Here is a 15,165-nt window from a genome sequence, read left to right on the forward strand (position 1 = left end):
TGAAGTTATGCAATTTAAGAAATCATTAGACGAGCAAAGGTAATGACGAAATTAAACTTGCACCACATCGGAATCCTGGTCAAGGAGATTGACGTCGCAACCGAGGACTACGTTCACCGATTCGGCTGCGAGATCCGGAGCAGGATCATCCACGACCCAGAGCAGACGGCCTTCGTTCGGTTCCTGAGCCAGCCGGGCGACTCGGTTTTCCTGGAGTTGGTCGCCCCCGACGGCGAGGCCAGCAAGTTGTCCAATGCGTTGAACAAAGGGGGCGGCCTGAACCACCTCTGCTATGCCGTCGACGACCTTGAGGCAGCATGTCTTGAAATGCGGACAAGGGGGATGTTTCCGGTTCAGGCTCCGACGTTCGCTGTGGCCTTTCCGGGCCGGCGGATCGCCTGGATGATCGGGCGAGACGGAATCCCGATCGAGTTGGTGGAGCGGGGTCCCCACGGGGAGATTTGAAGGTTGTCACGTGACGGGGAGGTGAGGATCACATGTCCGATCGCCGACTGACGGTCTGCCAACTCCTGTTGACGCTCCAATTCGGGGGAGCCGAAATCATGGCGGCTCGCATCGCCCGCCGTCTCTCGGGGCCACATCGGATCATCTTCGCATGCCTGGAGGAGCTTGGCCAACTCGGCGAGCAACTCCGTGCGGATGGCTTCCCTGTGCAGGTTCTGGGCAAGCGCCCCGGGGTAGACCTGCGGGCTGCGCATCGCCTGCGGCGGCTGCTCCATCGGGAGCGGGTGGATTTGATCCATGCTCATCAGTACGGGCCGTTCTTCTACGCGGCCTTGTCGCGACTCCCGTCAGGTCGGCTCCCTGTCGTCCTCACCGAGCACGGGCGGTCATTCCCCGACCCGGCTCGGCCCAGCCACGTCTTGGCGAATCCCTGGTTGCTTCGCCGCCACGATCGGCTCTTTGCCGTGGGCCGATCGGTCCGTCAAGCCCTGATCGAAGTCGAGGGTTTTCCGGCCGCCCGGATCGAACTGATCTACAACGGGATCGATACGGACGCATTCGCCGAAACCGCCAGGGGCCGCGCGATCGTCCGCCGCGAACTCGGCATTGCCGACGACGATTTCGTCGTGGTACAGGCCGCCCGTCTCGACCCGATCAAGGATCACGCCACGGCGCTTCGGGCCGCGGGACGGGTCGCCGGGCAGTGCGGATGTCTGCGGCTGGTCATCGTGGGCGATGGCCCGGAAGCGGGGCCAATCGAAGCCATGGTTCGTGACTGGGGCTTGGGGACCCACGTGCTTCGGCTCGGCCTGCGGCGGGACATCCCTCGGCTGCTCGGGGCGGCCGACGCCGTGTTGCTTTCGAGCCTGAGCGAGGGCATCCCACTCAGCCTGATCGAGGGCATGGCCGCGAGCCTCCCCGTGGTGGCGACCCGCGTCGGCGGTGTATCGGAAGTCGTCGTGGAGCAAGAGACCGGTCTGCTCGCGCCGGCCGGCGACGACGAGGCACTGGCCGCTCACCTGATTCGCCTGGCCGGCGATCCAGGGCTCCGGATGCGGATGGGTTGGGCCGGACGCGAGCGGGCCTGGGCCTTGTTCTCCGAGGACCGGATGGTCGCGGAGTATGACCGGATTTACCACGAAGTGACTACCCGGACTGCGAGCGGCGTGTGGCAAGGGCAGACTTCGACGGCTCGGGGGGCCTAGACCGATGTGTGGCTTCGCTGGATTTCTCGACCGTAACCGCCAGGCCGGCACGGACGCGATGACAACATCGGTGTTCGCCATGGTCGATACGCTGCACCATCGCGGTCCCGACGATCGCGGGGCCTGGGTCGACGCCGAAGCGGGACTCGCCCTGGGCTTCCGCCGACTGGCGATCGTCGACCTCTCGCCCGAGGGGCATCAGCCCATGAGCTCGGCAGGTGGTCGCTACGTTCTGGCCTTCAACGGCGAGATCTACAATCACATTGAGTTGCGCCGCGAGCTGCAGGCGGTCCGGACCATTCCCTTTCGCGGCCATTCCGACACCGAGGTCATGCTCGCCGCCTTCGAACAGTGGGGACCGGAACGGGCCGTCGAGCGGTTTGTGGGAATGTTCGCCTTCGCCCTCTGGGACCGTCATGAGCGGACGCTCCGACTGGCTCGCGACCGGATCGGCGAGAAGCCGCTCTACTACGGGCAGGCAGCCGGAGGGCTCGTTTTCGGGTCAGAGCTCAAGGCGCTGCGGGCCTATTCGGGGTTCCGCGGTGACCTCGATCGCGAGGCGCTGTCCCTCTACATGAGGTTCGGCTATGTCCCGGCGCCGTATTCGATCTATCGGAATATTCGCAAGCTTCCGCCGGGCACGATCGTGACGATTCGAGACGCCGTCGCCCTTCCTGAACCGGTCCCCTACTGGTCGGCTCAGGATGCCAGCCAGGCCGGAATTGCCATGCCCTTCAAGGGTACGGAGACGGAAGCGATCGACCGGCTCGAGACGCTCTTGCGGCGAGCGGTGGGTCTGCAAATGGTCGCCGACGTTCCTCTGGGGGCCTTCCTTTCCGGAGGTATCGATTCATCGACAATCGTCGCTTTAATGCAGGAGCAGAGCACGCGCCCGGTGAAGACATTCACCATCGGTTTCGACGAGGTCGGTTACAACGAAGCCGTGCATGCCGAGTCGGTCGCACACCACCTGGGGACCGAGCATACCGAGCTGTATGTGACGGCGGCCGAGGCGCGAGAAGTGATTCCTAGGTTGCCGATTCTCTATGACGAGCCGTTCGCCGACCCGTCGGCGATCCCGACCTTCCTGGTCGCTCAGTTGGCCCGGCGCCACGTGACGGTCAGCCTCTCGGGTGACGGCGGCGACGAACTCTTCGGTGGCTACCCCTGGTACCCTCGGACGGCGAGCGTCTGGGGCAAAGTCCGGCGGCTGCCCCGGGTCTTACGCCGACAAAGCGCCGGTGTGCTCGCGGGACTCGCCGGGGGCGAGAGCCGCGTGCCGACTCGGCCCGGAAGTGTGGGGCGGACCAACCGGTTCGCGACTCGCGACCGATTACACAAGCTTGCGTCGATTCTCGGGCGATCGGCTGAGCCTGAGGACGTTCACTGGGTCTTGCTCTCGAAGTGGGATGACCGGATGCCGGTCGTACTCGGAGCGGCCGGAGACACTCCGATCCCGCGGGACTGGGAGGCGCAACCGGGTCACGGCGACGTCGCCCGTCGCCTGATGCTCACGGATCTGCGGACGTACTTGCCGGGCGACATCCTCGCCAAGGTCGATCGGGCCGGCATGGGGGTCAGTCTGGAGACGCGGGCACCGTTCCTCGACCATCGCGTCGTCGAGTTTGCCTTACGGGTGCAAACCGGCCTGAAACTTCGTGGTGGGAGCGGCAAGTGGCTGCTCCGCCAGGTACTCGACCGCCATGTTCCGCGTGCCCTGATCGAGCGGCCGAAGATGGGTTTCTCCGTCCCGGTCGGCGCCTGGTTGCGGGGCCCGCTCCGCGCCTGGGCCGACGACTTGCTGGCCGAGGAGCGACTTCGGCATGAGGGCTTCCTCGACCCGTTGCCGATTCGCCGGAGGTGGGAGGAACACCTCTCCGGCGGCCGGAATTGGGAAGGCCACCTGTGGCATGCGTTGATGTTTCAGGCGTGGCTGGCCGCCTAAACATGGGGATATCGTTCGGTAAACCGCCGGCGAGCGTTCTTGTCTGGAATGACGCATGATTTTATGAGTTTTCGGCGTTAACCCTATGAATATCGCAATTGTCGGTGGCAACCTGCCGTATCCCCCGACCGCGGGCAACCGCGTGCGGACGCTGAACCTGACACTCCGGCTGGCCTGCGCTCACCGGATTACTCTCATCTTTCATCGTGGCGAGGATCCTGGCGCGGACCGAGAGGCGGTCGCCTACTTCGGCGACCACGGGGTCGAGACCATCGGAGTCGACCAGTCGATTCCCTCAAAGTCTGGCCCGGCCTTTTATGCGCGCCTGGCGGCCAATCTTGCCTCGCCTCTGCCCTACTCGGTGGCGACCTACAACAGCCCTGCCCTCGTTCAGGCGATCCGCCGGCACGCGGAACGGCGATCGGTTGACGTGTGGCAAGCGGAAGGGGTGCCGTTCATGGAATCGTTGCGGGTCCTGAGCGGGACTCGCAAGGTGGTCATGGCCCACAACGTCGAATCGCAAATCTGGCAGCGCTACCATGAGACGGAACGTCAGCCGCATAAGAAGTGGTATATCGCCCGCCAGTGGATGAAGTTCGAGCGGTTCGAACGGCGCTCGTTCGCCGAGGCGAAGCGGGTTGTCGCAGTCAGCGACGAGGATGCGGCACTCGTCCGCCAGCAGTTCGGTACCAACCGGGTCGACGTGGTCGATAACGGCATCGATCGGGCCTACTTCGCGTCGGTCGAGCCAGATCGCGAGGTTGACCGGATCGTGTTTCTCGGCAGCTTCGAGTGGCGTCCCAACCTCGACGCGGTGGCCCTTCTGCTTGACAGGATCTTCCCGAGGGTGTTGGCCGCCATGCCTTCGGCCAAGCTTGACCTCGTGGGACGCAACCCGCCCGAGTCGCTGGCACGGCGGGTTTTCGAACTCCCCAATGTGAAACTGCACGCCAACGTCCCCGACGTTCGACCCTTCTTGGCGCGGAGCGGGGTCATGGCCGTGCCCCTTCGAATCGGCGGCGGCTCGCGCCTGAAAATCCTCGAGGCCCTTGCCTCGGGCTTGCCGGTCGTCTCGACCCGCATCGGCGCCGAGGGGCTCCGGCTGACCTCGGGACGCGACCTGACGATCGTCGATCCGGTCGAGGAGATGGCCGAAGCGTTATTGGGCTGCATCCGCGACCCGAACGCTGCGCGGGCGATGGCCGAAGCCGGTCGCCGACTCGTCCTGGAACGCTACGACTGGGACGTGCTCGCCGCCCGACTCGGCCGCATCTGGGAAGCTTGTCTCAATTAAGCGGGGACACGTGGGCCAAGCCCTGGCAAACCGCATGACAAATCAATGAAAACGTATAAATATTACGACTTCACGTTCTGGCTTCTGGCGGATCCCAACGTTCTCCGGGATGCACGCCCGTGCGACCTGAGCCTCTGACTCGATTCCTTGGGTAATCCCTGCGAGCACGATTGTCGCTCCGCACGAATCCGTTGAGGATTCCATTGAGGGTCATGCAATGAACCCGGTGAAGCCGCGCGTCCTCGTGATCGCCACCATGTTCCCGAATCCGGCCCTGCCGAACTTTGGGATCTTCGTCGCTCGTCGTCTCCGCGCTGCTGCCGAATTTGCCGACCTGGAGATTCTTTCTCCGGTGCCGTGGTTCCCTTTCGGGACTTGCCTCAAGCGCTATCGTCATCGCGAGCACATTCCTGTTCGATCCGAGATGTTCGGCTTGAAGGTTCATTACCCGCGCTTTCTTTCCATACCTCGGTATTTCAAACCGTTTGATGGAATCTTCCTGGCCGCTTCGATTTGGTGGGCGACCCGCCGGTCGAAGTTCGACCTGATTGATGCCCAATTGGCATTTCCCGAGGGTTGGGCAGCACGGCTTCTCGCCAAGCTCCGGAGAGTTCCGTTCTGCATCACGGTCCGGGGCCATGATGTGAACCACCTCCCGGCATTCCCGGTGCGCGGCCAGCAGGTACGATACGCCTTGAGCGGGGCGAGTCGCGTCATGTCGGTTGCGGAAGCCCTGCGGCAGTGCGTTCTCTCGCTGGGGTGCCCCGAGGACAGGACCGAGACCATCCCTAACGGTGTGGATCTGAAAACATTCCGACCGGTGCCAAGAGAGGTCGCGTGCCAGTTCCTGAAGCTAGATCCGGACAAACACTACCTCGTCTCCGTGGGACATCTGGTCGAGCGGAAGGGGCATCATGTTCTGATCGAAGCCCTCGCACTTCTCAAGGAGCGGCACCGACCCGTTCCCACACTCGCGATCATCGGGGCCGCGAGCGAGGAAGGCGATATCTCGCAGCACTTGCGGGAGCTGATCGCAAAACATGGCCTCGAAGCGGAAGTCATCTTGGTGGGCGAGCAGTCGCCGGACAAACTTCCGTTTTGGTATAGCGCGGCGGATGCGCTCTGCCTCGCTTCCAGCAAAGAGGGGTGGGCCAACGTGCTCCTCGAGTCCCTTGCGTGCGGTACTCCGGTCATCGGTACCCGCGTCTGGGGTACCCCGGAGGTGATCTGCAACGAGTCGCTCGGCATCCTCGTCACGCGGGATGCGAAGAGCTTTGCTTTGGCCTTCGAGCAGCTCCGGGAGCGGCCATTTCTGAAAGACGAGCTGATCCGGCACGCCTCGGGATACTCATGGGAGCAGGCCGGCAGGAAACTCGCCGCGAACTACCAGTTGGCGCTCGGTGTCGTCGCGCGCGGTTGATCCTCGAGTTGCTGAGGTTCGGGGGATTGCACCGCTGGGTGATGCGAATCTCGCATCAGCGGAGCCCGTTGTTGCGCGGTGCGTTTTGTCGATTTCGAAGTCTGAGAAATTCATACGGAGACTCATGTGAGAGTTCATTGCAATCATGTTCGTGTCCGCTGTTTGGCCTTTCCGGCACGCTGTCCTCGACTCGTCTCGGGCGCCCTCCCGAAACCCTTCCTCAAAGCGCGAGCCGATCATGAACCATGGATCAATCAGCCGGCGAGGATTCTTGGAACGATCACTGAGTTTGGCAGTGACACCGGCCCTCATGCTTGCTCCACGCCCGGCGAGGGAGCTACCGCCAATCCCGCAACTCGGCCGCTGGTGGGCCGAGATGATCAAATTCGGCAAGACCCACGCAGCGAACCTGAAGGAGTCGAAGGGGCCGTTCGACCCACTGCTCGGCGCGACTTATTACGACGCGCAGCGGGTCTTTCTCCAGATCGCCGAGTTCTCCGCCGATCGCTCCTGGCTGGCGGCCGCCGACCATGCCATGGCTATCTATCGCGACCGCTACGTCCTTGAAAACGACGGGAAAGTGCCCGGCTACTGGATCTTTCCCCACGGCTTGGCGCTTCACTACCGGCGCACGAAAGATCCGAAGTCTCGCGAAGCCCTCCGCTGCCTGTCGCGCAACGCGGCCTTCGCCGCCGACTCCACGCCCGCCGGCTGGACCAAGGACGTCATCACGAGCCGCGAGGTGGCCTACAACATCCACAATTTGATGAAGGCCGAGGAGGTCGGCGAACCGCCTCGACCTCGTCTGCCGCTGCTCGTGGATCAGGCATTGGGGCACATCGACCAGTGGTTCATCTCCCGGACGGCCCCGTATCACAAGCCGTTTATGTTTGGACTGACCGCCGAAGCCTTGATCGCCTATCACGCGAAGACCGGGGACAAGCGGATTCCCGAGGCGATCCGAATCGGGGCGGAGTGGCTCTGGAAGAACACCTGGATCCCCAAAGGGCGGGCATTCAAGTATGTCGATCGTGTGGTCTCAGGCGAGGGAGGGCCTGACCCTGCTCCCGACTTGAACCTCCTGATCGCACCGGTTTACGCCTGGCTTTATCGACGGACCGGCGAAGTTCAGCACCGGGATCGAGCCGACGCGATTTTCGCGGGTGGGGTCGAGCAGTCCTGGCTCGGCGGCGGCAAGCAATTCAATCAGAACTACCGATGGAGTTTTGACTACGTCTTGTGGCGTCATGAGGGCGACCTGACCCACGATCCGAGCCGGACTCGGAGTGAAAAGAAGGGATAAGACAGTGCTTGAAATCACTTTCTGGGCGTGCGTCGCATGCATCGCCTATCCCTACGTGATCTATCCCCTCGTTCTGGCGGCCCTCGCCCGGCGAGGGAAAGGGCTGGTCCGCGACGAGGGAGAGAACTGGCCCTCGGTCTCGGTGGTCATGGCCGCGCGCAACGAGGCGGCCTCGATCGGGCGCCGGGTTCGCGAGTTTGCCGCCATGATCGCCTCATCGGGGCTGCGCGGAGAGGTGATCGTGGTCTCCGACGGGTCGACTGACGAGACGGCGAATGCCGCGCGGTTGGCTGGGGGCGAACTGGTACGCGTTCTCGAGCTGGCAGACAACGTGGGTAAGTCTGCGGCACTGAGCGCCGGTTGCGCCGCGGCCTCGCATGAGATTCTGGTCCTGGCCGACACCCGGCAGTCGTGGGCCTCGGACGCGCTGAAACGGCTGTTGGAGAATCTCGGCGATCCGTCCGTCGGCGGTGTCGGTGGCCACCTGATCCTGGAAACGGACCAGGGTGCCCTGGCCGGCGTGGGGGTGTATTGGCGGTTCGAGAAATGGTTGCGCCGTACCGAGAGCCGGCTCCATTCGAGCATCGGCCTGACCGGAGCCATCTGTGCCGTTCGCCGCGAGCTGTTCCGGCCGATTCCGCGGGGGATCCTGCTGGACGACGTCTACTGGCCCTTGCAGGTGGTGATGCAGGGCTATCGCGTCGTCCAGGATGACCGCGCATTGGCCTACGATCGCCTACCCGACCGGGTCCGCGACGAGTTCCGCCGCAAAGTTCGGACGCTCAGCGGCAACTACCAACTTCTCGTCCGGCTCCCCGCGGTCCTGCTCCCCTGGCGAAACCCGATCTGGTGGCAGTTCGTCTCGCACAAGTTGGCCCGGCTCCTCGTGCCCTGGGCGTTGTTGGGGGCCTTCGGCATTGCGGCGGCGCTGGGGGGATCGTTGTACCATGCCCTGTTCTTGATCCAGGTCGTCGCCTACCTCGGTGGATTGACGGGCGTGTTCGGCTTCGGGACACGGATTCGGGCGATCTCGGTCTCGGCTTCGTTCTTGATTCTCAACGCCGCCGCCTGGATGGCGTTCTGGGTCTGGTTCTCAGGTCGGGCGACGCAGTCCTGGGGTAAGGTGGCGTACGAAGTTCCCGGCGTCGATTTCGTGGAGCGAGTGGAATGAATACCGAACTCACGGATCTCTCCGCGGCGTGGGCTCCCTATCTTCAGCGCTACCGCGAGGGTGAATGGCGTGACCGGATCTTCCGGGATTTGCTCGCCGACGATGCTCGGCGCATGGGCTCTGGTTCGACGATTCTCGACATCGGCTGTGGACGCGGCCTTGATGGTAGCGTGCTCTTGCAGCGGTCGATCGCCGAACTGGCGGACCATTACATCGGGATCGAACCGGATCCGGAGATCCCGCTCGCCGATTACTTCGACGAGACCCACCACGCCTTGTTCGAATCCGCCCCGATCCGGCCGGGCTCGATCGACCTGGCGTTCGCGGTGATGGTGCTGGAGCACCTGCCGACTCCACAATGCTTCTGGGATAAGCTCTGGGAATCCTTACGCGAAGGCGGCGTTTTCTGGGCCATGACCGTCGACGGCCGCCATTCGTTCGCCCAAGCCTCGCGGTGGGCCGATCGCTGCCGGCTCAAGTCGTGGTACCTCAACCGGCTCCACGGCCAGCGAGGGAGCGAGCGGTACGAGGACTATCCCGTCTACTACCGGACGAACACCCCTGACCAAGTCCGTCGCTTTGCCGGCAAGTTCCAGTCCGTGGATTGTGTCAACCTCTCACGGGTTGGCCAGTGGAGCAGTTACCTGCCACGGCCCTTGCGCCCACTGGCAGACTTCGGGGATCGCCTCGCAATCCGGAATTCACGGCCGGGGACCTTGCTGATCATTCGTGCCGTGAAATAAACAAAAACTGGAGTGTGGTTAATGCGGATGCAAGCTTCGGAGCTCAGCAGGTGAACGCGACGAGGCAAGGACCTTGTCCTTGCCTCGTCGGAACCTTACGGTCTGTCATCCGGTTTCCCGGCTGGCTTCTCGGTGAAGACGGTTAGTTGCCGAGCGTCGGTTGGGTTCTCCACTGGACGTAGGAGAAGCTCCAGCGATAGTTCTGGTCGAACTGCTTTGCTCCTTGGAGGTAGGCCTGATCGACTCCACCCGCGAAGATCTGGTCGCCACGATCCCGGAAGGTCGTGTCGCCCGTCTGGTGATAGACCCATCCGAAGGCCGGGGCGATCAGCAGATTCAGGTCGGGAGCCGCTTCAAGGCCGTTCGTGTCGTCGTTGGTCGGGCCGTTCGCATAAGAGAAGGCGCGGGACGAAGGAAGCCAGGTCTTGGCCCAGATCCAATTCAGGGCGGTGCGAACGGCCGGAAGCACGCGGGTATCGCCCGTCACGGCTTGGTACTGAATCAATGCCTCGCATGTCAGTGCGACCATGAACGGTTTGACCCACGAGGCGGTTTGGGAGACGGTAAACTGATCCAGGTGTGAAAGAGCCTGGTTTGCCAGCAAGTCCGTCCGGGCGCGATGCGGCCCGCCGATCGATTCGGCGTCCAAATTCGCCATGAGGCTGTACGCCACTTCCCGACTCATCTCCCATGAGGACGTGCTGCTCGCCGGGACTCCATCGTTGCCGTACATGCTCGTTGCCAATTGCATGACGGCGTTGCGGGAGGCGGCGCTACCGGTGAGGCGGTAGTTCGTCGCGAGACCATTCGTGAAATTCCAGTAGCCCGGAACGCTGCCATTGGCCGGCAGAACATAGCCGTCCCGGTAGATCCTCATGGAGTCATTGACCGCGGTCAGCCACGACGAGTCACCGGTGTAGTTCGCGATCTGGTAGAACACCCGGGCGGAGTCGTAGTAAGTCGCGCCGAGGGCCGCATCGCCGGTGGCCGTATGGAGCTCGTTGGCGGCGATCCGACCATACGTGATCATTTGCGACTGCCACTTGACCACCGCATTGTCGAAGAGGGCCGACCCCGTGGGCGGTGTCGTCGTTCCGCCACCCGACGCAGTCACGGTCACTGCCACCGTGGACGCGGAACTGATCCCGCCATCCTTGTCGGACACGGTCAAGCTCGCCGTGAAGGTCCCCGCCGTTGCGTAGACGTGGGTCGGGCTCGTCAGGCCCTTGCCGCTCACGTCGGCCGTGCCGTCGCCGAACCTCCATGTGTAGGTGAGACCGGCCGCGATATCCGCCGGACTCGGATCGGTGGCCGAACCCTTGAATGTCACGGACTGACCCGCGGTGCTCGTGTAGGGGCCGCCCACGCTAGCGGTCGGGGCAACGTTGGCGACGGTGATGGTGGCCGTCGAGAGCGCGATCACGCCGGCGGAATCGGTGACGCGGAGTCTGACGGTATAGGTGCCGTTATCCGGGAATGTGGTGGAGACGTTTTGTCCGGCCGTCGTGTAGGTCCCGTTGTTGGCCAGGTCCCAGGCGTAGGTGTAGGTCCCGGTTCCGCCCGTGGCCGTAGCCTTGAGGGCGATCGCGGAGCCTTCATTGCCGGTGTACGTCCCACCCGAGGAGGCGACGAGCGGCGGTGCGACCGGCGGTGCGATCGTGATGGTGGTGGAAACGCTCGAGCTGGTGGCGTTGTCCTTGTCGGTGGCGGTGACGAGGACCGTATAGGTACCCGCCGCGGCGTAGACGTGGCTGGGACTGGTCAGGTTCTTGCCGGAGACATTGGCGGTGCCATCGCCGAAGGACCAGGTGTAGGTGAACCCGGCGGCGGTATCGACCGAGCTGGGGTCGGTGGCCGAGCCCTTGAGCGTCACGGCCTGTCCCGCCGTGCCGGTGTACGGTCCGCCCACGGTCGCGGTCGGGGCAACGTTGGCGACGGTGATGGTGGCCGTCGAGAGCGCGACCACGCCGGCGGAATCGGTGACGCGGAGTCCGACGATGTAGGTGCCGTTATCCTGGAAGGTGGATGAGACGTTCTGGCCGGCGGTTTCGTAGGTCCCGTTGTTGTCCAGGTCCCAGGCGAAGGTGTAGGTCCCGGTTCCGCCCGTGGCCGTAGCCTTGAGGGCGATCGCGGAGCCTTCATTGCCGGTGTACGTTCCATTCGTGGAGGCGACAAGCGGCGGTGCGACCGGCGGTGCGATCGTGATGGTGGTGGTAACGCTCGAGCTGGTGGCGTTGTCCTTGTCGGTGGCGGTGACGAGGACCGTGTAGGTCCCGGCCGCGGCGTAGACGTGGCTGGGGCTGGTCAGGTTCTTGCCGGAGACATTGGCGGTGCCATCGCCGAAGGACCAGGTGTAGGTGAACCCGGCGGCGGTATCGACCGAGCTGGGGTCGGTGGCCGAGCCCTTGAGCGTCACGGCCTGTCCCGCCGTGCCGGTGTACGGTCCGCCCACGGTCGCGGTCGGGGCAACGTTGGCGACGGTGATGGTGGCTGTCGAGAGCGCGACCACGCCGGCGGAATCGGTGACGCGGAGTCCGACGATGTAGGTGCCGTTATCTGGGAATGTGGCCGAGACGTTCTGTCCAGCGGTCGCGTAGGTCCCGTTGTTGGTCAAGTCCCAGGCGTAGGTGTAGGTCCCGGTACCACCCGTGGCTGTTGCATTGAGTACGGTCGGGGAGCCTTCCTTGCCGGTGTACGTCCCCCCCGTGGAAGCGACGAGCGGCGGTGCGGCGATGGTTACTGTGGCGGTCGAGGGCGCGCTGGTGGCATTGTCCTTGTCGGTTGCGGTGACAGTGACCGTGTAGGTTCCCGGCGCTGCATACATATGGCTCGGGGTCGAGAGATCCTTCTGGGTGATACTGGGCGAGCCATCGCCGAAGTTCCAGGTGTAGGTGAACCCGGCCGCAGTGTCGACCGGGCTTGGATCAGAGGCCGGGTCGTTGAATGCGACGGACTGCCCTGCCGTGCCCGTGTAGGGTCCGCCCGCCGTTGCGGTCGGGGCGACGTTGGCGACGGTGATGGTGGCCGTCGAGAGCGCGACCACGCCGGCGGAATCGGTGACGCGGAGTCCGACGATGTAGGTGCCGTTGTCCGGGAATGTGGTGGAGACGTTCTGGCCAACCGTCGTGTAGGTCCCGTTGTTGGCCAGGTCCCAGGCGTAGGTGTAGGTCCCGGTACCACCCGTGGCCGTACCCTTGAGTGCGATCGGGGAGCCTTCATCGCCGGTGTACGTCCCCCCCGTGGAAGCGACGAGCGGCGGTGCGACCGGTGGTGCGATCGTGATGGTGGTGGAAACGCTCGAGCTGGTGGCGTTGTCCTTGTCGGTGGCGGTGACGAGGACCGTGTAGGTCCCCGCCGCGGCGTAGACGTGGCTGGGGCTGGTCAGGTTCTTGCCGGAGACATTGGCAGTGCCATCGCCGAAGGACCAGGTGTAGGTGAACCCGGCGGCGGTGTCGACCGAGCTGGGGTCGGTGGCCGAGCCCTTGAGCGTCACGGCCTGTCCCGCCGTGCCGGTGTACGGTCCGCCCACGGTCGCGGTCGGGGCGACGTTGGCGACAGTGATGGTGGCTTTCGAGAGCGCGATCACGCCGGCAGAATCGGTGACGCGGAGCCCGACGATATAGGTGCCGTTATCTGGGAATGTGGCCGAGACGTTCTGTCCAGCGGTCGCGTAGGTCCCGTTGTTGGTCAAGTCCCAGGCGTAGGTGTAGGTCCCGGTTCCACCCGTGGCCGTTGCCTTGAGTGCGATCGCGGAGCCTTCATTGCCGGTGTACGTTCCATTCGTGGAGGCGACGAGCGGCGGTGCGACTGGCGGTGCGATCGTGATGGTGGTGGAAACGACGGAGCTGGTGGCCTTGTCCTTGTCGGTCGCGGTGACGAGGACCGTGTAGGTTCCCGCCGCTGCGTACACGTGACTCGGGCTCGTCAGACCCAGTCCGCTGGCTTGCGCCGAGCCGTCACCAAAGTTCCAGGTGTAGGTGAATCCGGCGGCGGTGTCGACCGAGCTGGGGTCGGTGGCCGAGCCCTTGAGCGTCACGGCCTGTCCCGCCGTGCCGGTGTAGGGTCCGCCCACGGTCGCGGTCGGGGCGACGTTGGCGACGGTGATGGTGGCTTTCGAGAGCGCGATCACGCCGGCGGAATCGGTGACGCGGAGTCCGACGATATAGGTGCCGTTATCCGGGAAGGTGGTCGAGATGTTCTGCCCGGCCGTCACGTAGTTGCCGTTGTTTGCCAGGTCCCAGGCGTAGGTGTACTTGCCCGTTCCGCCCGTGGCCGTTGCGTTGAGGGTGGTCGGGGAGCCTTCCTTGCCGGTGTACGTCCCCCCCGCGGAGGCGGTCAGCGTCGAGGAGGATGGCTTGCCGACGATCACGGTGGCGAGGGCGATGGGGCTGGTGGCTCGCTGACTGTCAGTCGCGGTGACGAGGACCGTATAGGCTCCCGGCGTAGTATACACATGGCTCGGGTTCGAGAGTCCCCACCCGCTGACTTGCGGTGTGTTGTCGCCGAAGTTCCAGGTGTAGATGAATCCGGCCGCAGTGTCGGATGGATTCGGGTCGGTGGCCGAACCATTGAACGTCAGTGCCTGGCCCGCTGCGGTTGCGTAGGGGCCACCCGCCTTTGCGGTCGGGGCGACGTTGGCCACTGCGCCTGCCCTCGAACCGAATGTGGAGCCAATCGCGCCGAGATCAAAGGAGTACGAGGAGATCCCCGAGGCCATCAACTGCCGGTCTTCCAGGGCCTCAACTCGCAATCGGAGCTTGGCCTTCGAAACTCCTTTGTCTTTGGATTTTCGGGCTCGCAGGAAACCACGCCAAGACGGGTTCATCATCCAATCAACCTCGCGTTGCAAATCGAGATGGGATAGGAACTGCTTCAGGTCGGGGAATCCTCCCCGAGTTCCAAAGCAACACTGTGAGGCGAATGCAAATCGTAGCCGAGGTCCGAACCCGCCTCTCCCGTGAGAAGCATGGGGGGACGACTCAGAGACGCATTTGAGTTGTCTTGGACCAGGCTGATGAGACTCAAGCGTGACAGCACTAGCGGACGGGCGTCTCGATCGTTCAGTTTGAACTTAAGTTCAGATGTTCGAACTCGAGTTCAGAAAGCGAAAACTTTCGGTACGTGGGAATCTTGGCTTGGAACGCACAGTTTGAGGGCAACCCGTGAGCACCTTGGCTTCCTCCCACAACTCTTCTCCAAAGAACCAGCGTGCAAGCGTATCGGTCGCGATTGGCGAGAAGTCTCGCAAATCGTCCCAATCGCGGACCGAGGTCGATCGGAATTCTTATCGGGAAAGAACTACGGTCGGCGAACGAATTAGCGAGACAAGAGTTATCGAATCAAAGGATAGGGTTACTGAGATCGCAAAACGATTCAGGTGCGGAATCGTATCTTTGTTAGGGAAAGAGGCCAATGAGGTCCGCTACTTTGTCGGATAAGAAGTCTGATTATAAGGAGACGCATTCTGTAAGGCAAGTCTATTGAAATGCGAAGAAGTAATTTTGTTGTGGTGTCGAGTCGCACCAGTCTGATTCTTCGCATTCAAGAAACCCGGCAACTGAGTGTGATGACCTGTGATCGGGTCGAGCCATTGTCCTCAAGAACACGAGTGTCACCAGG

General features: G+C 63.4%; 9 protein-coding genes. 8 read left to right on the forward strand and 1 reads right to left on the reverse strand.

The features are described 5' to 3' along the window. The first annotated feature begins 42 nt into the window (after positions 1-42). From BUS42_RS33040 to BUS42_RS33075, 8 genes are all read left to right on the forward strand, one after another. Positions 43-465 (forward strand): VOC family protein, encoded by a 423-nt coding sequence (locus BUS42_RS33040; protein WP_074314238.1) that lies wholly within the window; start codon positions 43-45, stop codon positions 463-465. A 32-nt stretch (positions 466-497) separates the two neighbouring features. After that, on the forward strand, positions 498-1,670 hold the full coding sequence (locus tag BUS42_RS33045) for a glycosyltransferase (RefSeq protein ID WP_074314240.1): 1,173 nt from the start codon (positions 498-500) through the stop codon (positions 1,668-1,670). A gap of 4 nt (positions 1,671-1,674) precedes the next feature. Then, positions 1,675-3,615 (forward strand): asparagine synthase (glutamine-hydrolyzing), encoded by a 1,941-nt coding sequence (asnB, locus tag BUS42_RS33050; RefSeq protein ID WP_074314242.1) that lies wholly within the window; start codon positions 1,675-1,677, stop codon positions 3,613-3,615. Between the two features lie 85 nt (positions 3,616-3,700). Next, a complete protein-coding gene (locus tag BUS42_RS33055; protein ID WP_074314244.1) occupies positions 3,701-4,909 on the forward strand; it encodes a glycosyltransferase family 4 protein in 1,209 nt (402 codons plus the stop codon). Between the two features lie 217 nt (positions 4,910-5,126). Beyond that, positions 5,127-6,329 carry a glycosyltransferase gene (locus BUS42_RS33060; protein WP_074314247.1) on the forward strand — a complete coding sequence of 401 codons (1,203 nt, stop codon included), beginning with the start codon at positions 5,127-5,129 and terminating at the stop codon, positions 6,327-6,329. Positions 6,330-6,639: 310 nt separating this feature from the next. Next, positions 6,640-7,632: a hypothetical protein gene (locus BUS42_RS33065; RefSeq protein WP_254053948.1), complete on the forward strand. Its 993-nt coding sequence runs from the start codon at positions 6,640-6,642 to the stop codon at positions 7,630-7,632. A gap of 4 nt (positions 7,633-7,636) precedes the next feature. Further along, positions 7,637-8,803 (forward strand): glycosyltransferase, encoded by a 1,167-nt coding sequence (locus tag BUS42_RS33070; protein ID WP_074314251.1) that lies wholly within the window; start codon positions 7,637-7,639, stop codon positions 8,801-8,803. Then, on the forward strand, positions 8,800-9,546 hold the full coding sequence (locus BUS42_RS33075) for a class I SAM-dependent methyltransferase (RefSeq protein ID WP_074314253.1): 747 nt from the start codon (positions 8,800-8,802) through the stop codon (positions 9,544-9,546). The genes BUS42_RS33070 and BUS42_RS33075 overlap by 4 nt, the downstream gene beginning before the upstream one ends. A 142-nt stretch (positions 9,547-9,688) precedes the next feature. Here BUS42_RS33075 and BUS42_RS43935 read toward each other — a convergent pair whose 3' ends face one another. After that, on the reverse strand, positions 9,689-14,374 hold the full coding sequence (locus tag BUS42_RS43935; RefSeq protein ID WP_083670925.1) for a PKD domain-containing protein: 4,686 nt from the start codon (positions 14,372-14,374) through the stop codon (positions 9,689-9,691). Positions 14,375-15,165 lie beyond the last annotated feature (791 nt).

The organism is Singulisphaera sp. GP187, assembly GCF_900129635.1.
Lineage (GTDB): Bacteria > Planctomycetota > Planctomycetia > Isosphaerales > Isosphaeraceae > Singulisphaera.

What these genes read in the sequence shown, in the direction of transcription:
- BUS42_RS33040 (WP_074314238.1), top strand. Translation starts at nt 43, where the DNA reads ATGACGAAATTAAACTTGCACCACATCGGAATCCTGGTCAAGGAGATT.
- BUS42_RS33045 (WP_074314240.1), top strand. Translation starts at nt 498, where the DNA reads ATGTCCGATCGCCGACTGACGGTCTGCCAACTCCTGTTGACGCTCCAA.
- asnB (WP_074314242.1), top strand. Translation starts at nt 1,675, where the DNA reads ATGTGTGGCTTCGCTGGATTTCTCGACCGTAACCGCCAGGCCGGCACG.
- BUS42_RS33055 (WP_074314244.1), top strand. Translation starts at nt 3,701, where the DNA reads ATGAATATCGCAATTGTCGGTGGCAACCTGCCGTATCCCCCGACCGCG.
- BUS42_RS33060 (WP_074314247.1), top strand. Translation starts at nt 5,127, where the DNA reads ATGAACCCGGTGAAGCCGCGCGTCCTCGTGATCGCCACCATGTTCCCG.
- BUS42_RS33065 (WP_254053948.1), top strand. Translation starts at nt 6,640, where the DNA reads ATGCTTGCTCCACGCCCGGCGAGGGAGCTACCGCCAATCCCGCAACTC.
- BUS42_RS33075 (WP_074314253.1), top strand. Translation starts at nt 8,800, where the DNA reads ATGAATACCGAACTCACGGATCTCTCCGCGGCGTGGGCTCCCTATCTT.
- BUS42_RS43935 (WP_083670925.1), bottom strand. Translation starts at nt 14,374, where the DNA reads ATGATGAACCCGTCTTGGCGTGGTTTCCTGCGAGCCCGAAAATCCAAA.